The following is a 13625-nucleotide window of genomic DNA, read 5'->3' as shown; positions in this document are numbered from 1 at the left end:
TTGTTAAGAGAAAAGAACAATTAAAGATTGGGAGAGAACTTATGAAAAACTTTATTAACACGCGCGTCTTACCGCCGATAATGAAATTTGTTAACACAAGACCAATCGTTGCATTAAAAGATGGTATGGTTATATCTTTGCCATTTATTATGATCGGTTCAGTATTTTTACTTCTTGCTTCATTTCCAGTTCCAGCAGTTGCTAACTGGATGGATGCAATGGGGTTAACTAGATTCTGGACGCAAGCTTATAATGCTTCATTTGGAATTGTTTCAGTATTTGCAGTAATTGGTATTGCATATCAATGGGCAAAAAGTGAAAAAGTAGATCCACTTCCATCAGGATTAACCGCATTTGTTGGCTTTTTAATTATTATGAATCCGACTAGCGCTGTAATGAATGGTTCAAAAACTATTGTTTCAGCTAATCAAGCACCTAATTTATTAAGTGGCTATATTGATCGCGTTTGGCTTGGTGGTCAAGGTATGATTGCCGCAATTATTATTGGTTTGATTACTGGATGGATTTATTCATGGTTTATTAAGAAAAAGATTACCATTAAGTTACCAGATCAAGTTCCACCAGCAGTAGCAGGTTCATTTGTTGCTTTGATTCCAGCGGCAGTTATTTCCACATTATGGCTATGTGTATACATTTTCTTTGAAAAAGTTGCTAACACTACATTGACTCAATGGATCTATGCTACTATCCAAACACCACTTCAAGGTATTTCAGATTCATTCGGTGGTATCTTGATTATGACTATTTTAGTACCATTCTTTTGGTTCTTTGGTGTTCATGGTTCAACACTTGTTGGTGGTATTGTTGGTCCAATTTTACAAGCTAATGCATTGGAAAATGCTGCTATTTTTAAGAAATTTGGCTATGTAGATGCAGAACACGGTGGTCACATTGTTATTCAGGGGTTATTTGATCAATTTTCTACTGTAACTGGTGCAGGAATGACTATTGGACTTGTTGTATTCATGGTCTTCTTTGCTAGATCACAACAACTTAAGAGTATTGGTAAATTAACCTTGGTGCCAGGTATCTTTAATATTAATGAGCCGGTTTTGTTCGGTGTTCCTATTGTTATGAACCCAATGTTGGCTATTCCATTCTTCATCATGCCACCTTTATCAGCAGGTTCAACTTACTTATTAATTAAAGCTGGTATTCTACCATACCTTAACGGTGTACAAGTACCATGGACCACTCCACCAGTTATTTCAGGATTCTTAATTGGTGGATGGAAGATAGCTCTTTGGCAGGCAATAATTTTAGTAATTTCCTTCTTTGTTTATTGGCCATTTGCTCGAAGCTATGACAAGATGCTCTACAAGCAGGAACAACAAGCTAAAAAATAATGTATTAACAAAAATGAGCTTTTCCGGTTATTATTAAGGTAAGAGCTCGTTTTTAATTAGGTGGAAACAATGAAAAAATATTTAACTTTTGATATAGGTGGAACAAACTTAAAATATGCCTTGGTTGATGAAAATGGCCAGATTCTTGAAAAGGATCGTATAAAAACAAATGCAGAAGATCTTGATGCATTTATGGAATCAATGTATCAAGTAGCTGATAAATATCAAGATGCATTTAGTGGGATTGCAGTTTGTGCGCCAGGTAAAATTGATACTGAAAATAAGATTATTTACTTTGGTGGGGCATTACCATTTCTTGATGGTTTGAATCTTCAAGAAACCTTAGGTCAAAAGTATGGTGTACCAATTAGCGTCGAAAATGATGGTAAGACTGCGGCCCTTTCTGAGCAATGGCTTGGTGAATTGCGTGGAGTAGACACTGGCGTGGCCATTACGCTTGGTACAGGTGTTGGCGGCGGGATTATTGTTAACAATCGCATTTTACATGGTTGGACTTTTCAAGCTGGTGAATTAAGTTGGATGATTACTAATTCTGGTATTGGTGTGAAAAACATGGCAGCATATACAGGGGTTAGTTGTTCTGCAGTCAATATGATTAAAAAAGTGAATTTAGCTACCGGAAATAAGGATTTGGATGATGGATTAAGTGCTTTTGAAGCAATTAATAATGGCGACTTACGCGCAATGGCAATTTTTAAACGATATTGTCGTAATGTAGCAATTATGATTATTAATATTCAAACTGTAATTAACGCATCAAAATTTGTAATTGGCGGTGGTATTAGTAATCAGAAGATTTTGATTGATGAAATTGACAATCAGTTACATAAAATATTGGATAATAATCCGATGATAGGTAAACAGATGATTGTACCCGTAGTCGTTTCTGCTAAACATGGTAATGACTCAAACTTATATGGAGCGCTATATTCATTACTGCGTAAATTAAATAAATAAAAAAATAAGCTGATCGATTGAGATCAGCTTATTTTGCTACAATGTTTAATTATTTCTTCTTACTATCTGAAATACATTTAGCAACACTTGCTACTGCAGAACAAGCAGCTATGGCAATGACGGTTTTACAACTGACTTCTACTACATCTTTGATTAAGTCTTTATTTTCATGAATAAATTTGAAAGATGCATTAGTGTAATCCATGCAATAACCATGAACTGTATTCATTAAGTCTTTTATTTGAGTATAGCCATTTCTTTCGGTACGTTTTGGTTCATCTTTTGGATTAATTTGCGTTCTTACATTTTGATTTAATTCGTTCTTTTCCATGATATGTACCTCGATTCTATAAGAATATTTTACTTCTTTTTAGGCTTTCTCAAGTATCTTAATGAACCGTTTTTAACATATTTTTGAAATTCTTCATACAACGGAGCAAAAATTTGTGGTTCGTCTTCATCGTGAGACAACATGGTCTTAGGAAAGAAGAACCGTTCATCCCCTTGGAAGGTACCATTTAATGCGCGAACTAGCGGACTGAGCTGTGATAATTCAATTAAGCTACCGTCATCTTGCATAATCTCGATTTGGCTATTAGCATTTTTCCCAGATGGTTTGTATGCATCATACGGCTCATCAAAAGCAGAATTAGTTGCAGTGTAATAATCTGGGTTAAAACCAGCTTCCTTGATCAAACTCTTTAATTTGGGAAGTAAATTCTTGGTTTCTTTGTCAATTCTTACACTAGCAAGAGGCTTTCTGTATAAGTAACGTTTTGCCAGGTCAGAAAGAATAGGATCCTTTGATGAAGTCCACATAGAGAAATTGGTTTCCATGATACCATCGTCAAGCTTAAGATAGTCATTTAGTGTCCAATTGCCGTCCAAGAATTTTGCTAAACTAGGTGTAACTTGTAAATGATCATTTTGATAAATATATTGTGCACGTTCAAGTAAATGATGCAAAATTACTTCCATTGAACGACCAACACGGTGGAAGTAAACTTGTTGATACATTTGATAACGGGAAACAATGTAATCTTCGACTGCATGCATCCCGTTATTAGTAAAGCAAATTCCATCTTGATAGGGACGAATTACACGCAATATTCTTGATAAATCAAATCGACCATAATTAACACCGGTAAAGTATGCATCCCGTTGTAAATAATCCATTCTGTCTGCATCAGCTTGGCTAGAAATCATTTTAACTACTTGTGGGTTAGGGTAAGTCTTGGCAATTACGCTAGCTACTAATTCGGGAAAATGGGGATCAACTTGCTTAAGTGCCTGATTAATTTCTGTATTTGGATCTGTAATTATTTTTTGACCAATTTTTTCATGATTGGTATTGAATAAATGTTCAAAAGTATGCGAGTAAGGACCATGTCCAATATCATGTAATAATCCGGCACATTCTACTAAAAGACGATTGTCATCATCCCAAAGCCCGTCTCCTGGTGTAACAGAAGGATATTTTTTAACAAAAATATCGCATATTCTACGAGTTAATTCATAAACACCTAAATTATGTTCAAACCTAGTATGAGTTGCTCCAGGAAAAACGTAGCTGACAGGCCCCAATTGTTTAATCCTGCGCATTCGTTGAAATTCTTTTGATTTAACAATATCTAAAATAACTTTATCTTCAATATGAATATAGCCATGAACTGGATCACGAAGCACGACTTCATTTTTTAATTTTTCACTTTTAAATCTTGCCATAAAAATTCACCAAGCCTGTTAATTTGATTTTTTTAAAAATGTTATAAAATAGACTTTAACCACATTAAATTATAACAAATTCTGGCATAGTGCTTATATAAGAAAGGGTGAGAACTTGACAGCAATAACAATTAATTTAACTAGTAAAATTACTCAGGAAAATGAATCAGAGACTTTTACTAAGCAAATTCCAGGAAAAATGACGGAAGAAAATGGTATTACGCGAATTTCTTACGATGAAGAAGAAGCTATTTCCGTAAAGATGTTACTAAAAGAAGATGAGCTTATAATAAGACGGGGAGCAGACAAAAATAATTATTCTTTTATGAAGTTTGTTCCGGGTGAAAAAGAAAGTTGCCGTTATGTTGTTGAAGGCAGACAAATGGACATGGTCAGCGTGACTAATTTACTTGAATATGTGACTCAAGAAGATGGTTCACGTAAACTTCGGGTTGAATATGACCTCTTTAATGGACTATACTTAATAGGTAACTATACAGTCACGTTGATTTTTACTTAAGCGCCTAGTAGAATAGTAAAGATTGTAAAAGAGAGGACGTACAGCTGTGGGATTAGACAAATTTAAAGACAAAAACCGCGATGAATTGTCAATGATCGAAGTTGCTCGCGCAATTTTGGAAGACAATGGCAAGAGAATGGCATTTGCTGACATTGTTAATGCCGTACAAAAATACTTAAATAAGAGTGACGAAGAAATTCGTGAACGTTTGCCACAATTCTATACTGATATGAACACTGATGGTGAATTTATTTCTATGGGTGAAAATGTTTGGGCTCTTCGCTCATGGTTCCCATATGAATCAGTTGATGAAGAAGTTAACCACCCAGAAGATGAAGAAGAAGACGATTCACGTAAGCACCACAAGAAGGTTAATGCCTTCTTGGCAAGTGCTACCGGTGACGATGATATCATCGACTACGACAATGATGATCCAGAAGACGATGACTTAGACGCAGCCACTGATGATAGTGATGATGACTACAGTGATGACGATTCTGATTATGATGAAGATAATGATGATGCTGATGACGTATTGCCAGACGGTATCGAAGGTCAATTGTCACAATTAAACGATGAAGATGACGACGAAGATGATTAATTTGCTTGACTTAAGAAGAAAAAGCAGATAATATTTTTGTTGGGCACCCTATGTGCGTTTAGCTCCCTGAATGGGAGCTTTTTTGTTTAAAAGGATAGTAAAAAGGAGCAGCATACAATGACAAAATATATTTTCGTAACTGGCGGTGTCGTATCTTCACTTGGTAAAGGTATTACTGCATCAAGTCTAGGTCGACTTCTTAAAAATCGTGGTTTAAAGGTAACCATGCAAAAGTTTGACCCATATATTAATATTGATCCGGGTACAATGAATCCTTACCAACACGGTGAAGTTTATGTTACTGATGATGGTACAGAAGCTGACCTTGACTTAGGTCACTATGAAAGAATTGTAGACGTTAGAACTAGCAAGTACTCTAACGTTACTACTGGTAAAATTTATCAAGAAGTTTTGGAAAAAGAACGTCGCGGTGATTACCACGGTGCTACAGTTCAAGTAATTCCACACATTACTAATATGATCAAGAAGAAGATCATGCGTGCAGCTCTTACTACTGATTCAGATGTAATTATTTCTGAAATTGGTGGTACTGTTGGTGATATTGAATCAACTCCATTCATGGAAGCTATTCGTCAAATGCGTCGTGAAGTTGGTGAAGATAACGTAATGTACATCCACTGTACTTTAGTACCACTTCTTCATGCAGCTCACGAAATGAAAACTAAGCCAACTCAACATTCAGTTGCTGAACTTCGCAGTATTGGTATTCAGCCTAACATGCTTGTTCTTCGTGCAGAACAACCAATTGATCAAGAACATAAAGACAAGATTTCAGACTTTACAGATGTTCCTGTAGATCGAATCATTGAATCAATTGATGCTCCTTCATTATTCGATGTTCCTTTGGAATTCCAAAAGCAAGGTATGGATCAAAAAGTTTGTGATTTCTTGCATCTTGAAAGTCCAAAGCCTGAGGCTGATATGGAAGCTTGGAAGAAGCTTGACGAACGTGCTAAGAACTTGGAACACAAGACTAAGATTACTTTAGTTGGTAAATATGTAGAGCTTGAAGATGCATATATTTCAGTTACTGATGCGTTACAACATGCAGGCTACCTTTACAACACTAAGATTGAGGTAGATAAGGTACAAGCTGAAGATATTACTGAAGATAATATTGCAGAAATTATGAAGGATTCAGATGGTTTGATCGTACCTGGTGGTTTTGGTACTCGTGGACTTGAAGGTATGATCACTGCTATCAAGTATGCTCGTGAAAATGATATTCCATTCTTGGGTATTTGTTTAGGGATGCAAATGGCCAGTGTTGAATTTGCACGTAACGTATTGAATCTTGAAGATGCCAACAGTGCAGAAGCTGAACCAAACTGCAAGAACAACATTATTGATATCATGGCTGATAAGCGTGATGAAGAAAATATTGGTGGTACTTTACGTTTGGGTCTTTATCCAGCAACACTTAAGGAAGGTACTAAGACTCGCGAAGCTTACGATAATCAAGATGTTATCCAAGAACGTCACCGTCACCGTTTCGAATTTAACAATAAATATCGTGAAGCTTTTGAAAAGGCTGGTATGGTCTTCTCAGGTGTATCTCCAGATAATCGCTTAGTTGAAATTATCGAATTACCAAAGAAGAAGTTCTTTATTGCAGCTCAATACCACCCAGAATTCTTGAGCCGTCCACAACGTCCAGAAGGCTTATTCAAGTCATTCATCGGTGCAGCTAGTGGTCTTCCAGCACAAAAATTCTAAAATACTGAATTTATGTTATACAAAATATTAAGAAAACAAGAGTAGGGGGGCTCTACTCTTGTTTTTTTTGTCAATATCCTTTAACATTATAATGATTAATTGAAAGTAGAAAAGGATTTGTTTTCGCCAATGAAGCAGATGATTATTCATGGTGGAAAGCCCTTGCAGGGTGATGTTTGGATCGGTGGAGCTAAAAATTCAACAGTTGCATTAATCCCAGCATCAATTTTGTCGAGAACACCAGTAGTCTTGGAAGGCGTCCCAAGAATTGCTGATGTGATCAACTTGATGGACTTATTAGATGAAATGGATGTACGTTGTGAGTTTAAAGAAACAACTTTACGCATTGATCCAACAGATATTAAGATGAGTCCATTGCCAGCTGGTAAGATTAAGAGTTTACGTGCATCATATTACTTTATGGGTGCACTTCTTGGTCGATTTGGCAAAGCAGTTGTGGGCTTCCCTGGTGGTGACGATATCGGACCACGTCCTATAGACCAACATATTAAAGGCTTTGAAGCCTTAGGCGCCAGCGTTAAAAATGAAAATGATCAAATTATAATTACTGCTCCAGAAGATGGCTTGCATGGTGCGAAGATTCATCTTAAGATGCCATCTGTTGGGGCAACAATGAATATTATTATGGCTAGTGTAACTGCACAAGGCCAAACTATTATTGAAAATGCCGCGAAAGAACCGGAAATTATCGATTTAGCAACCTTCTTAAATAACATGGGGGCAGTTATTCGTGGTGCCGGTACTGATGTGATTCGTATTGAAGGTGTGGAAATGCTTAAAGCGCAAATTCCGCATACAATTATTCCAGATAGAATTGAAGCTGGTACTTATGTATCTCTTGCTGCGTGCATTGGTAATGGTATTCGTATTCATAATATTATTGAGGAACACCTTGATTCATACCTTGCTAAGGTGGAAGAGATGGGCGTTGTAATTGATGCCGATGAAGATTCTCTTTATGTGTATCCTGCTGGTGATTTGAAGATGGTGCAAGTAAAGACTGATGTTTATCCAGGTTTTGCCACAGATTTACAACAGCCGATTACTCCACTGCTTCTTACTGCTAAGTCTGGTGAAGGTGTTGTAATCGATAATATTTATCCGCAACGAATTGGTCATATTGCTCAATTACAAAAGATGGGTGCCAATATTAAAGTTGCAGATAACATCATCTTGGCTCACCCAACTGAACAACTTCACGGTGCAGAAGTAATTGCAGGTGAGATTCGTGCAGGTGCATGTTTGATGATTGCTGGATTGATGGCACACGGTACGACGGTTATCGATAAAGCCGGTAATATTTTACGTGGTTATGATCGAATTCAAGAAAAGTTACGTCAACTTGGTGCTGATGTAACGATTAAAGATAACCCTGATGTACCAGGCATTTTAGATAATATATAGAAATTAAAAATAGGATAGCTGAATGGCTATCCTATTTATTTTGCTCAAGAAATATATTATTTATACATCGTTAATGATAAAACTAATCAAGCAAGTCGTACTTCAAAGTCATCAAACCGTGACCTTCGTCAACCATTTGACCAAGAAGTTCAACGGTATTGTTGTAAACAGTGTCGGCCATCAACTGGTTAGCTGCGTTTAACTTATCTTGTAATTCCTTACCTGAAAGACCCTTAACTTCTTTGTCAGTGTCGTGTTGGATCTTGTGGCATTGTGCCAAACTCTTTTGTTCAAAAGCATCTTCAAGTTCTCCGTATACGCGGTAATTGGTGTCACCAAGTTGGGCAGTTAACTTATTAAGCCAGAAGATCTTGTTCAAGTTGAACTTAGGAGTAGTTTGGAAGCTTTCTGGTGTAGTAGTTACATTAGTATAGAATGGCACCATTGAGTTGAAGGTATTAGGGCCAAATGCCAACCATTGAACACCAGCGATTTCTGCAGGGACGTCGTTTCTAATTTGTAAAATGTGAGTTTCGAAGTTACGGTTAATACCAATTGGACGGAAGGTCTTCTTTTGTTCCGGAGTACCTTGGTCGCCATAAGCATCGTATGGAGTGTCTTGGTAGTGTGAACTTTCGGCCCACTTAATATCTTCGATTGAGATCAAACGATTTGCGTGGCAAATGAATGGTTGATCTTGATCAGCGGGAGTGCCGCCGAAGTCTGGATCGAAGTAGTTGTGAATGTACCAAGCACGTGGATTGTTGTAGTGAGCGTCCTTGATAGTTGATGAACCAAAGATGTGGCGCATGTTGTAGCCTTCACGGTCTGGGTTCAAGTGATATTCACTGATTAAGTCTTTCAAGTCACTAGCTGCAGCAAAATTGTCGGTATCATCGAAGTCGAATTCATCGATGTTCAAACGGTTTGGAGCAATAACATATGCATCGTCAGGGATGCGACGTGCAATCCAGTGGTGACCACCGATAGTTTCAAGGTACCAAATAGTATCTTTATCTGAAAAAGCCATGCCGTTCATTTCGTAAGTACCGTATTTTTCAACTAGGTAACCTACGCGCTTAACACCATCAAAAGCTGAGTGAATGTATGGAAGCGTTAGTGTAACGAAATCTTCTTCACCAAGACCACCTTCAGCTGGGTCAAGGAGTGGGTCAACACCTTGAATACGTGAATTAGTAGTAATAGTTTCAGTAGCAGTCATGGCGATATTTTCAGAATTAATACCAGCTGCTCCCCAAATACCATTTTCACCAGATACATCAGGTGCTGAGGTGTAACGAAGTGGAGTTTCAGCTAAGTCTGTATCATCAATCTTTTGCTTACTGATAGCGCTAGTGTAGTGCTTAGGTTGTTCTTCAGGGTTAACTACTTTGAACCCTTCAGGGATAATTACACGACCACCGTCTTCACTACGTGCGATCATGGTTGAACCGTCGATAGTTGCTTTTTTACCTACTAAGATAGTAGTACATTCTGTTTGTTTCATTAAATTCTTCCTTTGCTAAATAATCTTACAGTTAATATTGTATGCAAAAATGTATAGCATAAGCAAAGAATATAATTATTTTCCCCGAAATACATTAGGACTGACACCACTATAGCGTTTAAAAGCCTTGGAAAACGTAAATTCATCGCCATAGCCCACTTTTCTAGCAATTTCCTTTAAATTATGCGTAGTATTAAGTAACTCTTTCTTAGCTGCCTCCATACGCAATTGCATGAGGTACTTTTGTGGTGAAATTTTGGTATTTTTTCTAAATAAAGAATACAAGAAACTACGTGACACACCGAGTCGATTACAGAGTTCCACAATATTGCAAGTAGGATCGGTGTAATTTTTATTTAGATAATCAATGGCAATTTGGTATTGATCAATTTTAGGAGTTTTACGTATTGATGGATGATTAGGAAATTCATCTATTAAATGGTAAAAAAGCTGATAGGTAAGAGAAGCAATTTTAACGTTGTTTAATAAGGAACTATCTTCATTTAAAGTAGAATAGAGTTCTTTTAATGTTTCAAAAAATTCAGTCTTTTGAATTTGACGTAAAAAATTTTTATTAGGTAGGTTTGATGCTTTAATCATTTCGTTGGTTCCTGCACCAGACAGGCCAATCCAAAAATATTCCCAGGGATTATCGTGATCGGCTTCAAAATAGCAAGTTCTACTTCGGGGAACTAAAAATAGATCTCCTTTGGCTAACTTGGCTACATGATGGCCGCTGGAGTTAAATGTTCCTTTTCCATCAAGAACATAGTATAAAATGTCGTTTTTACGCAAATTAGTACCATCAAAATATTCATCTGGTTTACATTTTTGATGTCCATAAAAAAGAATGTGGCTTTCGATTTGACTATTGAAGTTATGATATTGATTAGACATATTTTCCTCACTATTGAAAAAAATTCTCTTTTCTCTATTATAGAGAAAGATTGGAATTTAGGGGAATAATGAAAATGACAAATGACAGGCAAGATAAATTTATTGAACGATATCAAAGATCTCTTCGTGACCATTTAGTTACTTTTAACGATGGTGTGATAGCAATCATTATCACTATTATGGTCTTATCGCTTCCTGCACCAAAAACAGATGCAGATCTTAAAAAATTTTTGTTTGATGCAATAAATTATAGTGTTAGTTTCTTTATTGTAGCTGATTTTTGGTATGATGCACATCGTACCTTCTCTACATTTAAGAAAGCCACTAAAAGAGTAGTCATTGCAGATTTTTTCTTCTTATTAACATTATCTTTTATCCCTATAATGACTAAGTGGATTATCAAGGATCCATCGCCACTCGCATTATCAGTTTATGGTGGCATATATTTAGTTGTTCAAATGTGTATTTTTTGGACTTTTATTGCTGGTAATTATGATCAAATTCATAAAAAAGCAGTTTGGCAAACAACTTTGGTTAGAACATTGACTTTAGGTATTCCTTTAGCTGTGATTTTAATTTTAGTACCTAAAATCACGTTAATTGTTTATTTAGTTTTACCGCTTGTTTCATTTTTTACTCCTGATCGAGTGAGAAAACAGCATCGTCATTATCGTAAGTAAAAAGCACTTGAATGAGGGATTCAAGCGCTTTTTAGGTTAAGGATATTTATAGAAAATTACGAGATAATATATTATGAAGAATAAATATTTTTACTAGGCATCCCTTCTTCCGTTAAATAAAAGATTAAGCAATGTTGCAGAGATACTTGCAACTACGATACCGTTCCCTAAGAATAATTGAATTGTTTGAGGTAAAGTTTGAAAAAGCTGTGGGTAAACGGTAACGCCTAAGCCTAATCCGATTGAAATAGCAACCACGAGGATGTTCCGGTTATTATCAAAATCAACTTTGGTTAACATTCTGATTCCTTGAACGGCAATCATAGTGAACATGACTAACATTGCGCCGCCCAAAACGGAATCTGGAATAATGGTAACAAGAGCACCGATTTTAGGAAGAAGGCCCATGGCCATTAATAATCCAGCTGCCCAATAAATAGGACGTTTAGTTTTGATGCCGGATAATTGAAGAAGACCTACATTTTGAGAAAAAGTAGTGTATGGGAAGGTGTTGAAAAGCCCACCGAAAATTTGTGCAATCCCTTCTGCACGATAACCTTTTTTAAGGTCATCTTCGGTAATATCTTTATGAAGTAAGTCGCCGATTGCAAAGAATACACCGGTTGATTCAACCATTGAAACTAATGCAATGATAATCATTGTTAAACAAGACGACCATTCAAATTCGGGAACGCCGAAGTAGAAAAGCTGTGGCAAGTGGAACCATGAAGCTTCTGCAACTGGTTTTAGTGAAACAAGTCCCATAAAGCCTGCAATAACTGTTCCGGCAATTAACCCAATTAAAACTGAGATTGAACGAAGGAATCCTTTAGTCCAGACTTCGATGGCGACGATGATGATGATGGTTAAAAAGGCTGCGATAAGATTTTTTGCATCACCGAAGTCTTTGGCTTGAGCATTTCCGCCGCCCATATTTTGGACAGCAACGGGAATTAAAGTTAGTCCGATAACTGTAATTAGAGTTCCTGTAACTACTGGTGGAAATAATTTTTTTATTTTTGAAAACCAACCAGCGATTAGAAACACGAAAATTCCAGCTACGATAATTGCTCCATACATCGTATTAATGGAGAATTTTTGTCCAATCATTTCAAGTGGAGCTACTGCTTGAATAGCACAACCTAAAACTACAGGTAAACCAATTCCAAAATATTTATTTCGGAATAATTGAATAAGAGTGGCAAAACCACACATAAAAATATCAATGGAAACAAGGTAAGTCATCTGCTGGCTATTGAACTTGAGTGCTGTACCGATCAAAAGAGGAACGGCAACGGCACCGGAGTACATGGCAAGCAGGTGTTGTAAGCCTAAGACAGCAGCTTTTTTGTGACTAACTTCTTTTTGTGCCATTTTTTATTTATTCTTCCCCTTCAAAGTGTACTTGGCCATCTTTGAAACTAGCAATACTTGCCAAAGATTCAAAACGAAGGCCTTCATCTTTAACCCAATCACTTCCGCCTTGGAAGGTTTTAGCGACAACAGCACCGACACCGACGATGTTGCAGTGGGCTTGTTTAGCAATATTGACCATACCCTTAACGGCCTCGCCATGGGCTACAAAGTCATCAATGATTAAAATGTTTTCGCCTTCGTGTAAGAATTTTTCTTCAACACAGATCTTGTTATTTACTTTTTTAGTATATGAGAAGACATCTGCCCAATAAACAGCGTCATTTAAAGTTGATGGTTTCTTCTTTCTGGCGAAAACCATAGGTACCCCAAGTTGATAAGCGGTCATTACGCCTGGTGCGATGCCTGAAGCTTCACAGGTTAAGACTTTATCGATCTGTTCACCAGCAAAAAGTCGTTTAAATTCTTTGCCAACTTCCATCATTAATTTAGGGTCAACTTGGTGGTTTAAGAATGAATTAATCTTAAGAACATTTCCATCTAAAACTTCACCGTCTCGTTTAATTCTCTCTTCTAGTAGCTTCAACTTAATCCTCCTGAAAAAAATAAGGGCTCCTTCTACCTAGATTTTTAGGTAAAAGAAGTCCTTAAGAGTTTATATTTCTTAATTTCGTTTACCTATAGTCCACCATTTACGGTAGTGGGTAGAAACTGTCGACCTTATTTCGACGATATATAGATATTTGTATTGGCTTAATCTTAACAAAATATATTACCGAACACAAGTGGAAAATTAAGGAATAATGTTCGATTA

The 13625-nt window shown here is 36.7% G+C and carries 13 protein-coding genes and 1 riboswitch; of the genes, 7 read left to right on the top strand and 6 right to left on the bottom strand.

Annotation, left to right across the window (positions count from 1 at the left end; all coding sequences use genetic code 11):
• Window positions 1-41: 41 nt before the first annotated feature.
• The gene (locus tag SO785_RS07620; protein ID WP_011254083.1) at window positions 42-1367 is read left to right on the top strand and encodes a PTS sugar transporter subunit IIC; all 1326 of its coding nucleotides are present in this window, start codon (window positions 42-44) and stop codon (window positions 1365-1367) included.
• Between the two features lie 69 nt (window positions 1368-1436).
• Window positions 1437-2345, top strand: coding sequence for an ROK family protein (locus tag SO785_RS07615; protein WP_011254084.1), 909 nt, complete (start codon window positions 1437-1439; stop codon window positions 2343-2345).
• 49 nt (window positions 2346-2394) lie between these two features.
• Here the strand turns inward: SO785_RS07615 and SO785_RS07610 are convergent, their stop codons facing one another.
• On the bottom strand, window positions 2395-2676 hold the full coding sequence (locus tag SO785_RS07610; protein ID WP_003548898.1) for a hypothetical protein: 282 nt from the start codon (window positions 2674-2676) through the stop codon (window positions 2395-2397).
• A 29-nt stretch (window positions 2677-2705) separates the two neighbouring features.
• Complete coding sequence (locus SO785_RS07605; protein WP_003548899.1) at window positions 2706-4070, bottom strand: HD domain-containing protein; 1365 nt, start codon at window positions 4068-4070, stop codon at window positions 2706-2708.
• Window positions 4071-4185: 115 nt separating this feature from the next.
• Between SO785_RS07605 and SO785_RS07600 the strand changes: the two genes are divergently transcribed.
• From SO785_RS07600 to SO785_RS07585, 4 genes are all read left to right on the top strand, one after another.
• Window positions 4186-4590: a DUF1934 domain-containing protein gene (locus SO785_RS07600; protein WP_003548902.1), complete on the top strand. Its 405-nt coding sequence runs from the start codon at window positions 4186-4188 to the stop codon at window positions 4588-4590.
• A 46-nt stretch (window positions 4591-4636) separates the two neighbouring features.
• The gene (gene rpoE / locus SO785_RS07595; RefSeq protein WP_003548904.1) at window positions 4637-5191 is read left to right on the top strand and encodes a DNA-directed RNA polymerase subunit delta; all 555 of its coding nucleotides are present in this window, start codon (window positions 4637-4639) and stop codon (window positions 5189-5191) included.
• Between the two features lie 117 nt (window positions 5192-5308).
• Window positions 5309-6928, top strand: coding sequence for a CTP synthase (locus SO785_RS07590; protein ID WP_011254085.1), 1620 nt, complete (start codon window positions 5309-5311; stop codon window positions 6926-6928).
• 129 nt (window positions 6929-7057) lie between these two features.
• A complete protein-coding gene (locus tag SO785_RS07585) occupies window positions 7058-8353 on the top strand; it encodes a UDP-N-acetylglucosamine 1-carboxyvinyltransferase (RefSeq protein ID WP_011254086.1) in 1296 nt (431 codons plus the stop codon).
• 82 nt (window positions 8354-8435) lie between these two features.
• Here the strand turns inward: SO785_RS07585 and SO785_RS07580 are convergent, their stop codons facing one another.
• Both SO785_RS07580 and SO785_RS07575 read right to left on the bottom strand, forming a co-directional pair.
• Entirely contained in the window at window positions 8436-9860 is a 1425-nt protein-coding gene (locus tag SO785_RS07580; RefSeq protein WP_003548910.1) for a C69 family dipeptidase, read from the bottom strand.
• Between the two features lie 75 nt (window positions 9861-9935).
• Complete coding sequence (locus tag SO785_RS07575) at window positions 9936-10757, bottom strand: AraC family transcriptional regulator (RefSeq protein WP_003548912.1); 822 nt, start codon at window positions 10755-10757, stop codon at window positions 9936-9938.
• A gap of 74 nt (window positions 10758-10831) precedes the next feature.
• On the opposite strand from SO785_RS07575, the gene SO785_RS07570 reads away from it, so the two are divergent.
• Window positions 10832-11437 (top strand): TMEM175 family protein, encoded by a 606-nt coding sequence (locus SO785_RS07570; protein WP_021721265.1) that lies wholly within the window; start codon window positions 10832-10834, stop codon window positions 11435-11437.
• Between the two features lie 93 nt (window positions 11438-11530).
• Here the strand turns inward: SO785_RS07570 and SO785_RS07565 are convergent, their stop codons facing one another.
• On the bottom strand, window positions 11531-12811 hold the full coding sequence (locus SO785_RS07565) for a nucleobase:cation symporter-2 family protein (protein WP_003548915.1): 1281 nt from the start codon (window positions 12809-12811) through the stop codon (window positions 11531-11533).
• Between the two features lie 7 nt (window positions 12812-12818).
• On the bottom strand, window positions 12819-13397 hold the full coding sequence (locus SO785_RS07560; protein ID WP_003548917.1) for a xanthine phosphoribosyltransferase: 579 nt from the start codon (window positions 13395-13397) through the stop codon (window positions 12819-12821).
• Between the two features lie 75 nt (window positions 13398-13472).
• Window positions 13473-13570, bottom strand: a riboswitch (purine riboswitch).
• Window positions 13571-13625: the final 55 nt, after the last annotated feature.

The organism is Lactobacillus acidophilus (assembly GCF_034298135.1).
GTDB classification, from domain to species: Bacteria; Bacillota; Bacilli; order Lactobacillales; family Lactobacillaceae; genus Lactobacillus; species Lactobacillus acidophilus.
Note: the sequence above shows the minus strand (reverse complement) of the source record. Positions and strands in the feature narration are given on the sequence as shown.

Bases quoted from the DNA above. Each gene is read 5' to 3' on its own strand.
- SO785_RS07565 (WP_003548915.1), bottom strand. From the start codon at position 12,811: ATGGCACAAAAAGAAGTTAGTCACAAAAAAGCTGCTGTCTTAGGCTTA.
- SO785_RS07605 (WP_003548899.1), bottom strand. From the start codon at position 4,070: ATGGCAAGATTTAAAAGTGAAAAATTAAAAAATGAAGTCGTGCTTCGT.
- SO785_RS07615 (WP_011254084.1), top strand. From the start codon at position 1,437: ATGAAAAAATATTTAACTTTTGATATAGGTGGAACAAACTTAAAATAT.
- SO785_RS07620 (WP_011254083.1), top strand. From the start codon at position 42: ATGAAAAACTTTATTAACACGCGCGTCTTACCGCCGATAATGAAATTT.
- SO785_RS07575 (WP_003548912.1), bottom strand. From the start codon at position 10,757: ATGTCTAATCAATATCATAACTTCAATAGTCAAATCGAAAGCCACATT.
- SO785_RS07580 (WP_003548910.1), bottom strand. From the start codon at position 9,860: ATGAAACAAACAGAATGTACTACTATCTTAGTAGGTAAAAAAGCAACT.
- SO785_RS07590 (WP_011254085.1), top strand. From the start codon at position 5,309: ATGACAAAATATATTTTCGTAACTGGCGGTGTCGTATCTTCACTTGGT.
- SO785_RS07585 (WP_011254086.1), top strand. From the start codon at position 7,058: ATGAAGCAGATGATTATTCATGGTGGAAAGCCCTTGCAGGGTGATGTT.
- SO785_RS07610 (WP_003548898.1), bottom strand. From the start codon at position 2,676: ATGGAAAAGAACGAATTAAATCAAAATGTAAGAACGCAAATTAATCCA.
- SO785_RS07570 (WP_021721265.1), top strand. From the start codon at position 10,832: ATGACAAATGACAGGCAAGATAAATTTATTGAACGATATCAAAGATCT.